This window comes from Streptomyces sp. NPDC002573 (genome assembly GCF_042889625.1).
Classification (GTDB): domain Bacteria; phylum Actinomycetota; class Actinomycetes; order Streptomycetales; family Streptomycetaceae; genus Streptomyces; species Streptomyces gibsoniae.
This window is the reverse complement of the sequence record NZ_JBIARC010000015.1, coordinates 53,643-66,899: the sequence shown is the minus strand read 5'-3', so window position 1 is coordinate 66,899 and position 13,257 is coordinate 53,643. Positions and strand designations below refer to the sequence as shown.

Here is a 13,257-nt window from a genome sequence, read left to right as displayed (position 1 = left end):
GGACCATGACCTTGCACTTTGGCATCTATCCGGGTGGGATCCTGGGGGACGACCAGGGCATCGTCCGCCCGGTCCGCCCGGACCTGCCGGACCGCATCACCGAGGCGCTTGACGCGCTCCAAGGCGACACAGCCACCCTGTTAGTGCGCGCGTACCAGTCGTTCGCCGCCACCGTGACGCCGCTGGAACCGACCACGCCTGCCGACCCCGAGACGTATCTCCAGCGGGGCCGCAAGCTCGACCTCGTGCTGCAGTTCCGTGAGCCGTCCGGCGAGTTGGAGGGGTGGCTGGAGTTCGTCCGCGAGGCCGTCCGCACCGCTGGACCGCACCTGGCATCCGTCCAGATCTGCGAAGAGCCCAACGCCGACCTGCCCGTGGTCGACGGCAGCATCCCCAACGTCCTGAACGCGCTCGTTGAGGGGGTCATCGCGGCCAAGCAGGAGGCCCGGGCCCTGGGGCATAGCCTGGCGGTCGGCTTCAACGCCGTGCCGACCTTCAACCCGGCCGACACCTTCTGGTCCGAGCTCGGCGCCCTGGCCGACGACCGCTTCCGGCAGAGCCTGGACTACGTCGGCCTGGACTTCTTCCCGGACGTGTTCCGTCCCATCGCCGCCGAGCAGTTGGCGGAAGCGGTCACTGCGGTCCTCTCCGCGTTCCGGCGCACCGACCTGCGAAAGGCCGGTATCCCCGACAGCGTCGCGATCCGTATCTGCGAGAACGGCTGGCCCACCGGCCCCGGCCGCAGCGAGCAGCGACAGGCCGCGGTCCTCGAAACCGTCGTGCGGACCGCGGATGCTCTCGCCGCCGGTCTGAACATCGACGGATACTCGTTCTTCGCCCTGCGAGACGCCGACAGTACTGCCGAGGGGATCTTCCACCGCTTCGGTCTTCTGCGCGACGACTACACCCCCAAACCGGCCTTCGAAACATACCGGCGTCTCATCAACGAATTGGGCAATCCACCGGTCGTGCCGTGCTGATCATCGGAGGTCACGTACGTCTTTTCCTTGCTGGTGCGATCGGGTGGCCCGTCGGCTGACCTCGGCGGCGTAAGTGGCCCAGTCGCCCGCGGAGAGCCGTTGCCAGGCGACAGCAACGTCGGTGTGGATGCCCAGGGTGCGGGCGAGGATCGCTGCAGGAATCTCGGTGGCGAGTTGGAAGAGCGCGGTGCTGCGGGCTTGGATGGGACGGATCCCGAGCTGGTTCAGCCGCTGCGTCAGCTGTGTGGTGCTGATCGGCCGTCCGGGCTGGCCGCCGGGAAAGAGCCATGGAGACGGCGCCAGGGCACCGATGGTCGCGTGCCCCTTGCGGTTCGCGGCGACAGTGCGGGCCAGCTGGGCGACTGGCTCAGGCAGCTGAACGGGTGCATTGCCGAGGTGGAGACGTACTTCCTGAGCGCCGACCTCGACGTCCTCGGTGGTCAACCGGTGGATCGCCGACGGCCCTTGGGCATAGAGGAGGAGAAGCAGCCCGGCGAGGCGGTCCTCGGGCTTGAGTGCGTCGTCGTGCAGGAGCCGGCGGGCGACGTTCCAGCGATGTTCGTCGTCGAGTGGCTGAGTGGGGCCGTTCCAGCGGACGGCGGGGACATGGACCGTGGTGAGCTTGTTGGTGCGGGCCCAGCGGATGAAGTGCCCGGCCGTCTGGCGATAGGTGGCCAAGTCGTCGGTGAGCCACCGGTCGAGGTCGGCCTGCCGACAGGTCTCCAGGGCGAGGTCGTGGGCTGTGAGCCAGTTCAGGAAGGCGACGGCCGCGTGGGTGCGCTGACGTGCGGAGTTGAACTGCTGCGGGGTGATGGGGCGGCCGTTGTTGCGTCGGCGAAGCCGCCGGACCAGGTGCCAGACCGTGTAACGGTGCAGAACTCTGCGTTGCTCGGGGTCTGGCTGGGAGGCGAGGAGGCTGGTGAGGAAGCGTTCGAGGCGGACCATGTACTCGTCCCGCTCGGGCAGGGCACCGACGCCGACGAGGACTTGGCGGAGGTGGGCGAGAGGCGGGCTGTCGGGCAGTTCGTCGAGGGCCTCGTGTGTCAGGGCTCGCCGGCCGGACGCGAGGTCGGACAGGACTGGGGAGACGGACGGCTTGTTCAGCCAGCGTCTGGCGGTGATGGGGTGCTCGGTGGTGGCGATGTTGTGCCGGAGGGCTTCGAGGCCGGGGTGGAGGGCATCGGACGGGGGACCCAGCAGCTCGCCCAGGCGCCGGTTGATGAGACAACGGGCGCACTGGCCGGGGTGCGGGTAGTCGGGATCGCTGCAGGTGGGACAGGTGTGCCAGACCTCAGGGGCGGTGCAGTCCGCGCAAAGGGGCTTGTCGAAGGTCCCGGAGACGACCGCCACGACACCTCGGCAGACCGAGCACGGTGCTGAGCGGCGCTGGCAGTCCGGGCACCACGGCCGGCCTGTGGTGCGGGAAGTGCCGCAGGGCCTCTCCTCGCCGCAGATGCTGCACATCGCGGTGGGCAAGGAGGGGCAGCTGGAGCAGAGCGGACCGTCCGGCATACGGGTGTTCACGACCTTTCGCCTGCCGCAGTTGATGCAGGTCTCCAGGTTCGCCGGGTCGTTGACGAGGCAGTTCGGACACAGCGGCCGGCCCTGGTCGTCGCGGGTGGCCGGCTCTCGGCGGGCCCCGCAGCCTGAGCACTCCTCGATGCGGGAGTGGGCGATGCAGGTGCGGCAGACTCGCTGTCCGTCCAGGGGCTTGTCGATGCGTACGACTCTGTGGCAGCCCGGGCAGGACGGCCGGACGATTCCGGCGACGCCGGCCTCGTGCAGCAGGTCGATCAACCGGAGGATCGCGCGGTGGGGTGCGAGGTGGCCGTCCCCGGTCAGCAGGGCGGGGTGGGCTTCCAGGGCCCAGGCGAGCTTCTGCCGGTAGGAGGGGCGGGGTGCCGACCGGCGGACCGCATCAGCGATTACTTCCCTCCCTGCCTGCGTGTCCAGTTCGGCGATCAGGGCGCTGATCACCGCGATGGGATCGCGTCCGTCGGAGTCCGGGCACTTGGCGCATCGCGGTCGCCCGGCCCGGTCCCGCGTAGCGACCCGGCGGTTGTTTCCGCAGGCAGCACAGGACTCGGGTTGCGGTCCGCAGTTCCCGCAGTACCAGTCCTGGCCGCGGCGTTGGAGGGTTCGCATCTGCCTGCCGCATTCGGCGCAGCACGGCGGCGAGATGGCCTGGGCTCCGGCCTCACACAGGGCGATGAGCAGGTCGCCGACGGCCCTGGGCGCGGGCGAGCGTCCGTCGGCAAGCACGCTGGGATGCTCGGCCAGATGCGCCGCGAGGCGGCGTGACTTCGCGCGGCCGCCCGCGACGTAGGTGACCACGGCGCGGATCCGGTCGGGCTCCAGTCGGTGTTCGACGGCCGAGACCAGGTCCACGATCATCCCGATCGGATCAGAGACGGCCCGCTCGGGGTGCCCGGGTGCGGTCACGGCCGCTCGGCACCGCGGATGCGGGCCCGTTTGGGCCGCAGGTCACCGACACCGGTCTCGGCGCCAACGGCCTTCTTGTTTCGGGTGGTTGATCCGGCTCCGGCTGCGGTCACGGGCTCGATGAGGTCGTCCATGGTGCAGTCGAGGATGTCGAGCAGGGCCATGAGGATCTTCAGGCTGAGCCGCTCGGGGCGCTCGACGACGAGCCGGTAGACCTGGCTGGAGGACAGGGTGATGCCGCGTTCGTCCAGCAGCGGGATGAGGTCGGTGGTGGAGAAGAGGCCGCGGTCGGCCATGACCTTGCGCAGGTGCCATTGGTAGTCGAGCTTGGCGGCCATCAGCGGTCCTTGTCTGCGGAGGTCGGGGCGAGCGCGGGAGCAAGTGCCTTGTGGAGCATGGTGTTCATGAAGTCGTCGCTGACGTGGGTGTAGATGGCGGTGGAGCTGTCATTCTCGTGACCGACTTGCTGCTGCAGAAACCGCCGGTCGACCCCGTCCTCCGTGAGGTGGGTGACGTAGGCGTGGCGAGCGGAGTGGACGGTCAGCTCCTTCGGGAGCTTCAGGGCGTCACGGTAGGCGACGAACCGGGCGTTGATCTCCGCCGGCTTGATGCGGCCGCCCCGCTCGGTCACCCACAACGCGGGGTGGTCCTCGCAACCAAACCGGGGACGTACGTTCTCCACGTAGTCGGCGACCGCCTCCACCGCCCAGTCCATCACCGACAGCACGTTGCGACGACGCGGGGGCTGGCCCTTCTTTGCCTTGCCGTAGCGGACGTTGAGCGTGCCGTATCGTCCGAACTGCGGAGCCTTCGCATTCCGTCCGAAGTCGACCACATCCAGCTTCGACGTCTCGGTCCGGCGCAGCCCCCACCCGTAGATGACCTTGAAGAGCGTGGCGTCGCGGTAGGCAGCGAGGGCTCCCTTGCGCTTGGCCCGGACCGCCCGTTCGACCTGGTCGTCGGCGTAGTCGAGGAAGCGCTGAATCTCCTCGCGGGTGAACGGCCTCGCCTCGGGGCAGCCCTCGTAGTCGTTGAGGTGGGCGATGGTGTTCCACTCGTGGCAGATGGCCACGGGGTGGGTGCCGAAGGCGTCCTCGCAGGCCACCGCCCAGCCGTAACGGCCGTCGATCAGGAACTCGCTGAACAGGCGCAGGCTGCCCTGATAGCTGCGGATCGTGGACGGCGCGAGGTGCTTCTCGCTGGTCAGCCATAGCGACCACTCATCCACGTGGCCGGGCGTCCAGGCCCACGGGTATTCGTTGGTGTACTCCAGAAACCGGCGTATGAGCCGTTCCCGGGCGGTGACCGTGTCCTCGCGGAGCCCGCGGGCGGCCTGCTGGGCCCGCCAGCCCCGCAGCATCGCCTCGACCATCGCGTCCTGCGGACGCAGCTGGACCACCCCGGAGACCAGCTCCAGATGAGCCGCACCAGCCAGGTCGGCACGTCGCTGAAGACCCACTTCCGCCCTCCCTTCCGGAGGGCAAATCCTGCATCAGATGGGATCTGATCACCAAACCCGCAGCTCAGGCTGCCAAGCTGTAGGAGGATGGAGCCCTCTCCGGACGCTGCCCTGACCTCGCGACCTGCAACCTCTCGCCCGTCTGATGCAATTCCCGAGGGTCAAGGTAGTGCCGCTTCGTCGTTTCCACGTCCGCGTGGCCCAACAGCACCTTGACCAGCCACCACGGGTCGCCGAACAGCTGGGCGAAGTCCCGGCGGTCCTTCCTCGTGAGTCCGTAACGGGACTCGAACAGCTCGTTCAGCAGAATCAGCATGTAGAGCGCGAACGAGTGCCTGGCGGAGTGCGGCGTCGCGTACGGGCTCCTGCCTCGAACCTCGGCCAACCGGAACTCCCGCTTGACCGCCCGCTCTTTGGCGGTGAGCAGAACTTCCTCACACCGCAGGTTGGCGTTCCTGAACACGCCGTTCCACCGGTCCGGGACCATCGGCAGTCCCTCCTCGGTCAGCCACAACCACACTGGCTCCGGCCCGTCCGGACCTTCCAGGAACAGCCACTGCCGCTCGCGCCAGCCCAGAAGGCTCAGCTCGCGACCACTGACGACACCGTTTGAGTCCACCCACTCGACCTTCGGCTTCAAGCCGTGCGACACCTTCGTGACCAGCCGCATCGCCGGCAGACGGTCGTAGCGCCCCTCCGCCTGGGCCCGTTGCACCGCCCACGCCCGCTCCGACTCCATGTAGCTCTCGACTTGGCCGACCGCATCGACCGACGCGTAGAAAGTCCGGCTGTTCTTCGACCTGGTCAACGCACCCGCAATGCGGCCGTGCAGATAGCGGCCGTGACGCAGGCGCTGGGTCAGCAGTTCGAAGGTCAGCAGGGCCCCGCCTTCCTGCCGTCGCAAGCCAGAGCTGAGCAGCAGCTGCACGAAGCTGGTGTTGCGCAACTCGGTCCGAGACTCCCACCCCGGCACCGCGAGCCCGGCCCGGGTGTGGCCGCGCAGCCCGATGTCCGACCACAAACCCCAGGTCCGCGGTGTAAGCCACGACACCCTCGCGCTGACCGAGTTCGCAGCCCGGTCCTCGCCCTGTGAGACGTCTACCGGCAGCGGGTAGACCCTGCCCCACTTGAACAGCTTGGTGAATGCCGCCGCCTCCCGGTTCCACTTGGTCCCGCTGACCCGGCCCGGGTTCTCTGGCGCCTCGCACCGCCAGTGCCGGTAGTCCCGCAGATCTTGCTGCGTCGCCCTCCGCCACGGCACTCCGCGTGAGGACAGAAACGTCAGAAGCGACCGGATGTCCGTCGCATAATTCCGCTTCGATTCCCGTTCCAGGCGCTGGAATACGGCGGACCGAACGAAATCCAGCAGGTTCCTGTCCACCACGCAATTCGGGTCTACGAAAACCGGATCGCCCGGCCGCAAGCCGATCCGCGCTACTGCCGCAGGGAGGTCCTGTACGCCCAGGACACCCTCCGGCGGCAGCGTTCCCCACTGCCATGGATCAGGCACCCACACCACACACCACTCGCTCAACCCATGCCTCCCCTGACGCTTGAACACGCCCAAGCATCAGGGAAACCGCGGATTCCTGCTCGCAGTGCCCGGCCAGGAAATGCCAGGTGTTCCCGGCGTACGCGGAGTCGGGATGGCGCAGACCGAGCAGGATCTCGCCCTGCGCGTTCTCCAGGTGGAGATGGACGCCGATGACGTTGGGGACAGCCTTTTGTCCTGTGTCCGGCGCCGGGGCCTGCCCGCGGCCCCCGGGCAGCCGAGGAGCGGCGGCCGCGGCGCTTCGCGGGCCGGACGCCGGCCGGGCGGCATGGTCGCGCACCAGGTCGAGAGTCGAGGGACTCATCCGAAGACGCGGCAGGACCTCCGGGCTGAACCAGCGCAGCATGACCCCCTCGGTGAGGTGGAGGGACTCAGGATCGCCGTTCCAGCGGGCCACGTAGACCTGGATGGTCACGGTCGAGCCGTCGATGCGTGTCGCGTGCTCCACCTGGAGCGGCTCCAGCACCGGCAGATCCAGTCCGGCTTCCTCTCGCAGCTTCCGGCGTGCTGTCTCCTCCAAGGACCGGCCACCGGGCTCACGCCCGCCCCCGAGCAGCGACCACGCTCCTGGCTCCCAGATGCCCGGGCGGTGGTCCCGCAGATGCAGCAGGTATTCACCGGCGTCGTTGACGATCAGCACCGACGCGTCGTCGGGTTCCCGCACGCCCGAGGCGGAGCCGGGCGGGGCGCCAGTGTCGGCACGTACCGGTCCGCCTTCTTGAGCCGAGGCCATCGAGTCCCCCTGGAGCCGCGTGAGCATGTGATGTCGTTCAGCTCAACGACCCGACGCGCCTTTCGAACGCACGTTTTTCAGACGCGCTGGAGTCCGCGTCCCGAGGGGAGGAGGGGAGTCTGTGGGATGCAACGACCCTTGCCGTGTACGGGCGTGCGGCGACGCGATCTTGGCCGAAACGCCGTGCCTGGTCAGCTCGGCGGACCGACCAGCCCTGGAGCGGTTACGCCCACCGGCGCCGTACGTGATCAACGGTTCCGGCGATGTCCCTGATCGTTCGCGCGGGTGGCTCCGAAACCGGACTCGTGTGTCCAGATGTGCGTGCACGACGGGCACTGCAGATGGAGCAGGCTGCCCGTGTTGGAGAGCAGATAGCGCCAGTGCTTGGTGCATGTCTGCCGCTCCTCGCACGCGGCGCACCCGGCCCTGTCGTTGCAGTTCGGACAGGCCACCCAGGCGCGGCGGCCGATGTCCGCCTGAGGGTCAAGAGGCAGCACTGCCGTCCCCCCTCCTGGGCAGCACCCCGGCCGCGACCAGTTCGTCGTACAGACGCTGCTGCTCCTCGCTGAGGTCGGAGTACAGCATGTCGCGCGCCTTGTCCTCGTCGCGCAGCACGGCGACGGGATCCCAGTCGGGGCCGAGGGCGGCGAGGACGTGGGTACGACGCAGCGCCTCGTGCGACGTCAGGTCGACGCTGAAGTCACCGAGCGACGCACTGTCCGGCCGGTCCACGGCGGCCCGACCCTCTGCGGCGGGTTCGTCCGGTTCATTCGGAAGAGTGGGGTCATGGGGGGACATATGGTTGAACGTAGGTAGCCCTTTCCGGTGAGGCAAGGGTGGGTGGGGGAAGTCACAGCACGTCGGGGAGCCGCCGCAGGGGCCGCGCGAAAGCCATGACAACCGTGCGCGTCCGGCACGGAACGTTCCGTTGACGAGTGCTACGAGTCGGCCTGAGCGGTGAAACCCGGTCGACGTCGGGTACTGCCGTACTCGATCATGCGCTTATGCCGCTCACAGACACCCTCGCCCGAGTCGACGCGGACCTCGTCGCCGGTCGGGTTCCCGTCGCGCGTCAGCGCCTGCGTGGGCTGGTGTCGTCCTTTCCGGACGACCTCATGCTGCGCCGCCGCCTGGGCGAGGTGTACCGCCTGTGCGGAGAGCCCGCGGAGGCGGGCCGCTGGATGTATCTCGAACAGGACCGGGACGCAGCCGAGACCACCGCCTTCGAGGCGAGGTACAGCACACCTCCTCAGCGTATGCGGGCCCTTGCCTGGGGCGGCCCTGAGTCGCTGGCCTCGTCGCCCTTCGCCAGAGAGCAACTGGCAGCAGTACGGGCGGCCTGCTCCGACGCCATGGGACATCCCGTCGACTGGGACATGACGCCGCCGGGCCGGCGGGTGGAGAGCAGGGGGAGCGGCTTCGGCGGTTTCCTCGCAGGGGCCGGATGCCTGGTGGCGGTCCTCGCGTTCCTCGCGATCTGGGTGAACGGACTCGTGGCCCTCTTCGACTGACTGGGCGATGTCCCGCGTGAGGTCTCAAAGTTGGTGTGTGCTGCGTTGGCGGGCGGGATGCCAGGGGCACATCGTGGTCAGGCGTGCCGGGCAGTGTCCGGTACATCGCACCCAGGGGAGGGCCCATGGCATGGTGGGTGTTGATCCCGGTGGTCTCGATGATCACCGGCCCGATCGCCCTGTACATCATGACCCGGCACAAGCGGGACACGAACGCCGGCGACGAGCGGTACGAGGAACTCTCGCGGGAGTACACCGCGCTGCTGGAGGAGTCCACCTCCGGTGAACTGCCCAACGGCCGGTCGCGCCACCCCGAGGGCCCCTCGGTCGGCTGACTCACCCAACCCGCGTGAGCGCGGCGACCGCTCCGCGCGGGTCGTCCGCGTGAAACCGGAGCGTACGGGCGAAGGCCTTCACGCCGAGCGGTCGCACGAACTCCACCGGTTCCGTCAGCTCCACCGTCACCGTGGTCTGGCTGCCCACCGCCAGGTCCAGCACGCCGTCGGTGTGCAGCTGCAGCAACCGTCCGTCGGGGTAACGCCGTTCGACCCGGGCGGCGGCGATGGCGGCGGGGGGAACCGATAGGTCGAACAGTGCGCCGTAGCGTATGCGCAGCGAGCCGTCCGATCCCACGACGTGTGGACGGACCACACAGGACGCGTGCAAGGCGAGGATCAGCAGCACACCGTAGACATCCACGACGAGCAGGGCCGTGTCAACGAACGGCCATGGGATCACCAGTGCCAGCATGACCGTTTCGATGACGGAGACGAAGAGCAGCCCGTACATCATGGCCGTCTGGGGCGCGGTGTAGGCGACGGCCAGCGCGCCGTCGGGCACCTGGTGCCGGCGGCGCAGCACCCACAACGCGAGGCTGTGCAGGGCCCGGAGCTCGTGTACGACAAATCGGCGCGCGAGCATCGCCGCTCGGGCGGTCCGCGGACTCATCACGGCCTCCGGTGCATCCGGGCGGTGAGTGTCTGCATCACCCTACGCACTACCTCGGCCTGAGCGGGCGGGTAGTCGGCGAGCAGCGCTTGTCCGAAGCCCGTCGCCACCGGGCCGATGTACGGGATCTCGGCCAGCACCTCGTCCGGTACGGCGGCTGCCATCTCGTCGGCCAGCGCCGCGATCCGTGGATCGTCCGCCGCGGCCCCGTCCAGTTCGTCCAGCCGCTCGTACAGCCGGAGCACGGCCGGGTCCTCGGCCAACGGCCGCAGAGCGGCATACACCGCATCCCCGCCGACCGCGGTGTCCAGCAGGGACAGATGCTCGCGGTCCTTGGCCGCGGCGGGCGACGCGGTGGTGGGCGCACTCTTCAGAAGTTCGACGAGGGCGGGGGAGAGCGGTGCGTCCGCTGTGAGCGGGCCCTCCAAGAGTGCCGCCAGCACCCTGCGGCGCTCCTGGATCTCACGTTCCTGCCGGGCGAGGTCGGCGTCCAACTCACCCAGCACCTCGGCCAGTTCGCGCCCGGCGTCGTCAGCGAGGACGTCCCGTACCTCCTCGAGGGGGAGTCCCAGCTCGGTCAGCCGCCGGATCCGGGCCAGCAGAACAGCGTCTCGGAGGCTGTAGCTGCGATATCCGTTGGCCTGCCGCCGAGGCTCGGGCAGGAGGCCGATGTGGTGGTAGTGCCGTACGGCCCGTGGGGTGATTCCGGCGAGCGCGGCGATCTCTCCGATGCGCATGGTGCCAGTAGAAACCCTGCCGCTACGACAAGGTCAAGCACGGCCGCGGCCCGCCGTGCCCCCGCTGACCTGCACCTCCAGCGAGGCCCCCGCCCTTTGGATAGAACGTTCCGTATACTGGCTGTATGTCGAAGGTGAAGGGTTTGTCCGGGACAGGTCGCCGGTCGGAGGCGCGTGAGCGGCTGTTGAGCACGGCGAGTCGGCTCTTCTACACCGAGGGCATCCGGGCGGTCGGTGTCGACCGTGTGATGGCGAAGGCCGAGATCGCCCGCGGCACCTTCTATCGGCACTTCGAAGGCAAGGACGACCTCGTACGGGCCTACCTCGAAGCGACGGATCAGGACATCCGCGACCGCCTGGGCGCCGCCAAGGAAGAGATCGGCGATTCGTCCGCCTTCCTACAGGCCGTGGCGCACGGCATCGGGGAGGAGCTGTGTGGCGCGGGCTTCCGCGGATGCCCGTTCATCAACGCGGCCGCCGAGTACCCGGAGCGGGACAGCGCCGTCCATCAGGCGGTGCTGGCGCACCGGGCCTGGTTCCACCAGGTGCTCCAGGAGGCCTTCGAGCAGACGGGCGCGGCCGACCCCGCCCGGTCGGCCGAGGCCATGGTGGCCATGCGCGACGGTGCGATGGTGGCCGGCTACCTGAGCGATCCGCAGAGGGCGAACGACACCCTCGTCCACGGCGTCGCCGCTCTGCTGGCAGCCGGCTGACCGCTCAACCGCCTCCCCCCGGGTGTGCCCGACGCGCACACCTCTTCTTCCGCCACGGACGGGGACGGCCTCCGCCCGGTCAGCAGGGGGCGGAGGCCGTGGGGCGAGCCGGGATCACTTGGTGTGGGCGGCCTGCTCCACGAGATGCGTCACGGCGCCCGGGTCGGTCAGCTGGACGGCGTGCGGAGCGTTGACCTCGATGGTGTGGGCGTTCGCGCGCGACGCCATGAACCGCTCCGCGGCGGGGGGGATGGCGTGGTCGGCGCGAGCGACGAGGTACCAGGAGGGAATCGTCTTCCAGGCCGGAGTGCCGGACGGTTCACCGAGCGCCTGTGCGGTGATCGGGCGCTGGGTGGCGGCGAGTTCGGCGGCACGGGCCTTGCTGAGCCGGTTGCTGACGAACACATCGCGGTACTTGTCGGGCTTCAGGTACAGGTCGACGCCGGTGGTGCCGTCCGGCTGGGTGAAGGGGACGGCGTTCAGGGCGGTGGGGACGGGCGCGGCGGGGTCGTCGCTGAGGTGGCTGCCGGGGAACTTGGCGCTGATGGCCACGGCGCTCTCGCCCTTGTCCGGGGCGAAGGCGGCGACGTAGACAAGTGCCTTGACGTCCGGGTTGCCGGTGGCGGCGTCGGTGATGACGGCGCCGCCGTAGGAGTGGCCGACCAGGATGATCGGACCGTGGATCGTCTTGAGGTAGTCGGCCAGGTAGGCGGCGTCGCTCTTGAGGCCGCGCAGCGGGGTGGCGGGGGCCGTGACCGTGTAGCCGTCGGCCTGCAGCTGCTTGACGACTCCGCTCCAGCCGGCCGAGTCGGCCCAGGCGCCGTGGACGAGGACGACGGTCGGCTTGGCGGTGGCCGCGGCGGCGTGGGCGTGGTGGCCGGGGGTCGCGGAGGCGGTCGTGGCGAGGCCTGCGGCGAGGGCGAGGCCGGCCGCGCCGAGGGCGGCCAGGTGGACCGGGCGATGGGTGAACACAGGTTTCTCCTTGGATCGTGAGGACGGCGGACGGCCTGTGCGGCCGCCAGGAGTGAACGCGGGCAGGTCACGCTGTCCACGGGGGAGGGCATGGGGCGGTACCGGCCAGGGGAGGGGGCCCGCCCCACGCGGCTTGGGGGCGTTCAGCGCGGGCGGAGTGGACTGTCAGACGCGGCTGAAGCCGTGGTGGGCCGCCCAGTTGAGCGCGTAGTCGGCGACTTCTTCCCAGCCGTCCTGGCCGAGGATGAAGTGGGTCCGGCCGGGGAACTCCTGGTACTCGGTGACAGCCGGGGACTTGCGGTACAGACGCAGGTTGGCCTTGTTCACCTTCGGCGGCACGATGTGGTCGGCCGCGCCGGCGATGAACAGCAGGGGAGCACGCCGCCGGTTGCGGAAGTCGACCTTCGTCGCGGCACGGGGGTTGAAGTTGCCGAAGGCGCCCTGGAAGAGCACGCGAGCCGATCCGGGCACCTGGTAGCGCTCATAGACGGCGGCCGACTCCTCCTTGCTGAGCGTGTTGGTGAAGGCGTAGTGGAACTGCTCCGGCGTCAGGGCGATGGCCTTGTTCTTGTTGGCGGGATTGCCGAGCACCGGCCAGGCCGACTTCAGCGTGGAGTAGGGCAGCGGGAGGACACCCTTGACGGGGCCCGAGTCGATGGCGACTCCGGCACTGCCGAGGCCGCGGTCCAGCAGGACCTGCGTGATGGTGCCGCCGAAGGAGTGCCCGATGATGACGGGCGCCCGATCCAGCGGGCGGATGATCTCCTCGTAGTGGGCGATCACCTCGCGCAGGCCCACTCCCGCGATACGGGAGGGGTCGCGCCGTATCTCCTCGACCTCGCCTTCGAGCCCCGGCCAGGCGGGTGCGATGACCCGGTATCCCTGTGCCTCGTAGCGCTCGGTCCATTTCTCCCAGCTGCGTGGGGTCATCCAGAGCCCGTGGATCAGCACGACGGTGCGGGCCGGGGAGGTGCCAGTCATCAGAACTCCAGGAACTAGATAGAACGTTCTGTTCACTCTTCAAGGTACGCTACGCCTGGCCGTTGCCCGAGGCAAACGTGAAGAGGTGGGGGCTGCGTCACATCGCGGGGTCCGGGTGCCACGGAGGCACCGCACACACGAGAAGAGGGCGATCGGCCACGGCTTGCGTGCCGTGCGTGACGCAGCCGACAGCGGACACCGTGTCGGACAGAGGGGCCTGCGGCGCCGG

General features: G+C 69.2%; 15 protein-coding genes. 4 read left to right on the top strand and 11 right to left on the bottom strand.

The features are described 5' to 3' along the window. Window positions 1-5: 5 nt before the first annotated feature. On the top strand, window positions 6-980 hold the full coding sequence (locus ACFYX0_RS16755) for a hypothetical protein (protein WP_388970916.1): 975 nt from the start codon (window positions 6-8) through the stop codon (window positions 978-980). On the opposite strand, the gene ACFYX0_RS16750 is transcribed toward ACFYX0_RS16755, so the two are convergent. From ACFYX0_RS16750 to ACFYX0_RS16720, 7 genes are all read right to left on the bottom strand, one after another. Further along, the gene (locus ACFYX0_RS16750) at window positions 981-3,422 is read right to left on the bottom strand and encodes a site-specific integrase (RefSeq protein ID WP_388970914.1); all 2,442 of its coding nucleotides are present in this window, start codon (window positions 3,420-3,422) and stop codon (window positions 981-983) included. Beyond that, window positions 3,419-3,760: a helix-turn-helix domain-containing protein gene (locus ACFYX0_RS16745; protein WP_388970912.1), complete on the bottom strand. Its 342-nt coding sequence runs from the start codon at window positions 3,758-3,760 to the stop codon at window positions 3,419-3,421. The genes ACFYX0_RS16750 and ACFYX0_RS16745 overlap by 4 nt, the downstream gene beginning before the upstream one ends. Next, window positions 3,760-4,881 carry a tyrosine-type recombinase/integrase gene (locus tag ACFYX0_RS16740; protein ID WP_388970910.1) on the bottom strand — a complete coding sequence of 374 codons (1,122 nt, stop codon included), beginning with the start codon at window positions 4,879-4,881 and terminating at the stop codon, window positions 3,760-3,762. Before ACFYX0_RS16740 ends, ACFYX0_RS16745 begins: the two co-directional genes overlap by 1 nt. Before the next feature lie 64 nt (window positions 4,882-4,945). After that, window positions 4,946-6,400 (bottom strand): site-specific integrase, encoded by a 1,455-nt coding sequence (locus ACFYX0_RS16735; protein WP_388970908.1) that lies wholly within the window; start codon window positions 6,398-6,400, stop codon window positions 4,946-4,948. Beyond that, on the bottom strand, window positions 6,384-7,193 hold the full coding sequence (locus tag ACFYX0_RS16730) for an NUDIX domain-containing protein (RefSeq protein WP_388970906.1): 810 nt from the start codon (window positions 7,191-7,193) through the stop codon (window positions 6,384-6,386). Before ACFYX0_RS16730 ends, ACFYX0_RS16735 begins: the two co-directional genes overlap by 17 nt. Before the next feature lie 221 nt (window positions 7,194-7,414). Further along, window positions 7,415-7,663 (bottom strand): hypothetical protein, encoded by a 249-nt coding sequence (locus tag ACFYX0_RS16725; RefSeq protein WP_388970904.1) that lies wholly within the window; start codon window positions 7,661-7,663, stop codon window positions 7,415-7,417. Next, window positions 7,650-7,964, bottom strand: a complete 315-nt coding sequence (locus ACFYX0_RS16720) for a DUF6400 family protein (protein WP_388970902.1) — start codon at window positions 7,962-7,964, stop codon at window positions 7,650-7,652. Before ACFYX0_RS16720 ends, ACFYX0_RS16725 begins: the two co-directional genes overlap by 14 nt. Window positions 7,965-8,170: 206 nt before the next feature. Between ACFYX0_RS16720 and ACFYX0_RS16715 the strand changes: the two genes are divergently transcribed. Both ACFYX0_RS16715 and ACFYX0_RS16710 read left to right on the top strand, forming a co-directional pair. Then, window positions 8,171-8,677, top strand: a complete 507-nt coding sequence (locus tag ACFYX0_RS16715; protein ID WP_388970900.1) for a DUF6584 family protein — start codon at window positions 8,171-8,173, stop codon at window positions 8,675-8,677. A gap of 125 nt (window positions 8,678-8,802) precedes the next feature. Further along, window positions 8,803-9,012: a hypothetical protein gene (locus ACFYX0_RS16710; RefSeq protein WP_388970898.1), complete on the top strand. Its 210-nt coding sequence runs from the start codon at window positions 8,803-8,805 to the stop codon at window positions 9,010-9,012. 1 nt (window position 9,013) lies between these two features. On the opposite strand, the gene ACFYX0_RS16705 is transcribed toward ACFYX0_RS16710, so the two are convergent. Together ACFYX0_RS16705 and ACFYX0_RS16700 are read right to left on the bottom strand one after the other, a co-directional pair. Then, entirely contained in the window at window positions 9,014-9,625 is a 612-nt protein-coding gene (locus ACFYX0_RS16705; protein WP_388970896.1) for a hypothetical protein, read from the bottom strand. Further along, entirely contained in the window at window positions 9,625-10,362 is a 738-nt protein-coding gene (locus tag ACFYX0_RS16700; RefSeq protein ID WP_388970895.1) for a MerR family transcriptional regulator, read from the bottom strand. The genes ACFYX0_RS16705 and ACFYX0_RS16700 overlap by 1 nt, the downstream gene beginning before the upstream one ends. Before the next feature lie 125 nt (window positions 10,363-10,487). Here ACFYX0_RS16700 and ACFYX0_RS16695 point away from each other — a divergent pair, with 125 nt between their 5' ends. Beyond that, entirely contained in the window at window positions 10,488-11,075 is a 588-nt protein-coding gene (locus ACFYX0_RS16695) for a TetR/AcrR family transcriptional regulator (RefSeq protein WP_388970893.1), read from the top strand. 114 nt (window positions 11,076-11,189) lie between these two features. Here the strand turns inward: ACFYX0_RS16695 and ACFYX0_RS16690 are convergent, their stop codons facing one another. Together ACFYX0_RS16690 and ACFYX0_RS16685 are read right to left on the bottom strand one after the other, a co-directional pair. Next, window positions 11,190-12,047, bottom strand: coding sequence for an alpha/beta fold hydrolase (locus ACFYX0_RS16690; RefSeq protein ID WP_388970891.1), 858 nt, complete (start codon window positions 12,045-12,047; stop codon window positions 11,190-11,192). A gap of 165 nt (window positions 12,048-12,212) precedes the next feature. Continuing rightward, window positions 12,213-13,028 (bottom strand): alpha/beta hydrolase, encoded by an 816-nt coding sequence (locus tag ACFYX0_RS16685; protein WP_388970889.1) that lies wholly within the window; start codon window positions 13,026-13,028, stop codon window positions 12,213-12,215. Window positions 13,029-13,257 lie beyond the last annotated feature (229 nt).

What these genes read in the sequence shown, in the direction of transcription:
- ACFYX0_RS16695 (WP_388970893.1), top strand. Translation starts at nt 10,488, where the DNA reads ATGTCGAAGGTGAAGGGTTTGTCCGGGACAGGTCGCCGGTCGGAGGCG.
- ACFYX0_RS16720 (WP_388970902.1), bottom strand. Translation starts at nt 7,964, where the DNA reads ATGTCCCCCCATGACCCCACTCTTCCGAATGAACCGGACGAACCCGCC.
- ACFYX0_RS16755 (WP_388970916.1), top strand. Translation starts at nt 6, where the DNA reads ATGACCTTGCACTTTGGCATCTATCCGGGTGGGATCCTGGGGGACGAC.
- ACFYX0_RS16710 (WP_388970898.1), top strand. Translation starts at nt 8,803, where the DNA reads ATGGCATGGTGGGTGTTGATCCCGGTGGTCTCGATGATCACCGGCCCG.
- ACFYX0_RS16685 (WP_388970889.1), bottom strand. Translation starts at nt 13,028, where the DNA reads ATGACTGGCACCTCCCCGGCCCGCACCGTCGTGCTGATCCACGGGCTC.
- ACFYX0_RS16730 (WP_388970906.1), bottom strand. Translation starts at nt 7,193, where the DNA reads ATGCTCACGCGGCTCCAGGGGGACTCGATGGCCTCGGCTCAAGAAGGC.
- ACFYX0_RS16700 (WP_388970895.1), bottom strand. Translation starts at nt 10,362, where the DNA reads ATGCGCATCGGAGAGATCGCCGCGCTCGCCGGAATCACCCCACGGGCC.
- ACFYX0_RS16745 (WP_388970912.1), bottom strand. Translation starts at nt 3,760, where the DNA reads ATGGCCGCCAAGCTCGACTACCAATGGCACCTGCGCAAGGTCATGGCC.
- ACFYX0_RS16705 (WP_388970896.1), bottom strand. Translation starts at nt 9,625, where the DNA reads ATGAGTCCGCGGACCGCCCGAGCGGCGATGCTCGCGCGCCGATTTGTC.
- ACFYX0_RS16715 (WP_388970900.1), top strand. Translation starts at nt 8,171, where the DNA reads ATGCCGCTCACAGACACCCTCGCCCGAGTCGACGCGGACCTCGTCGCC.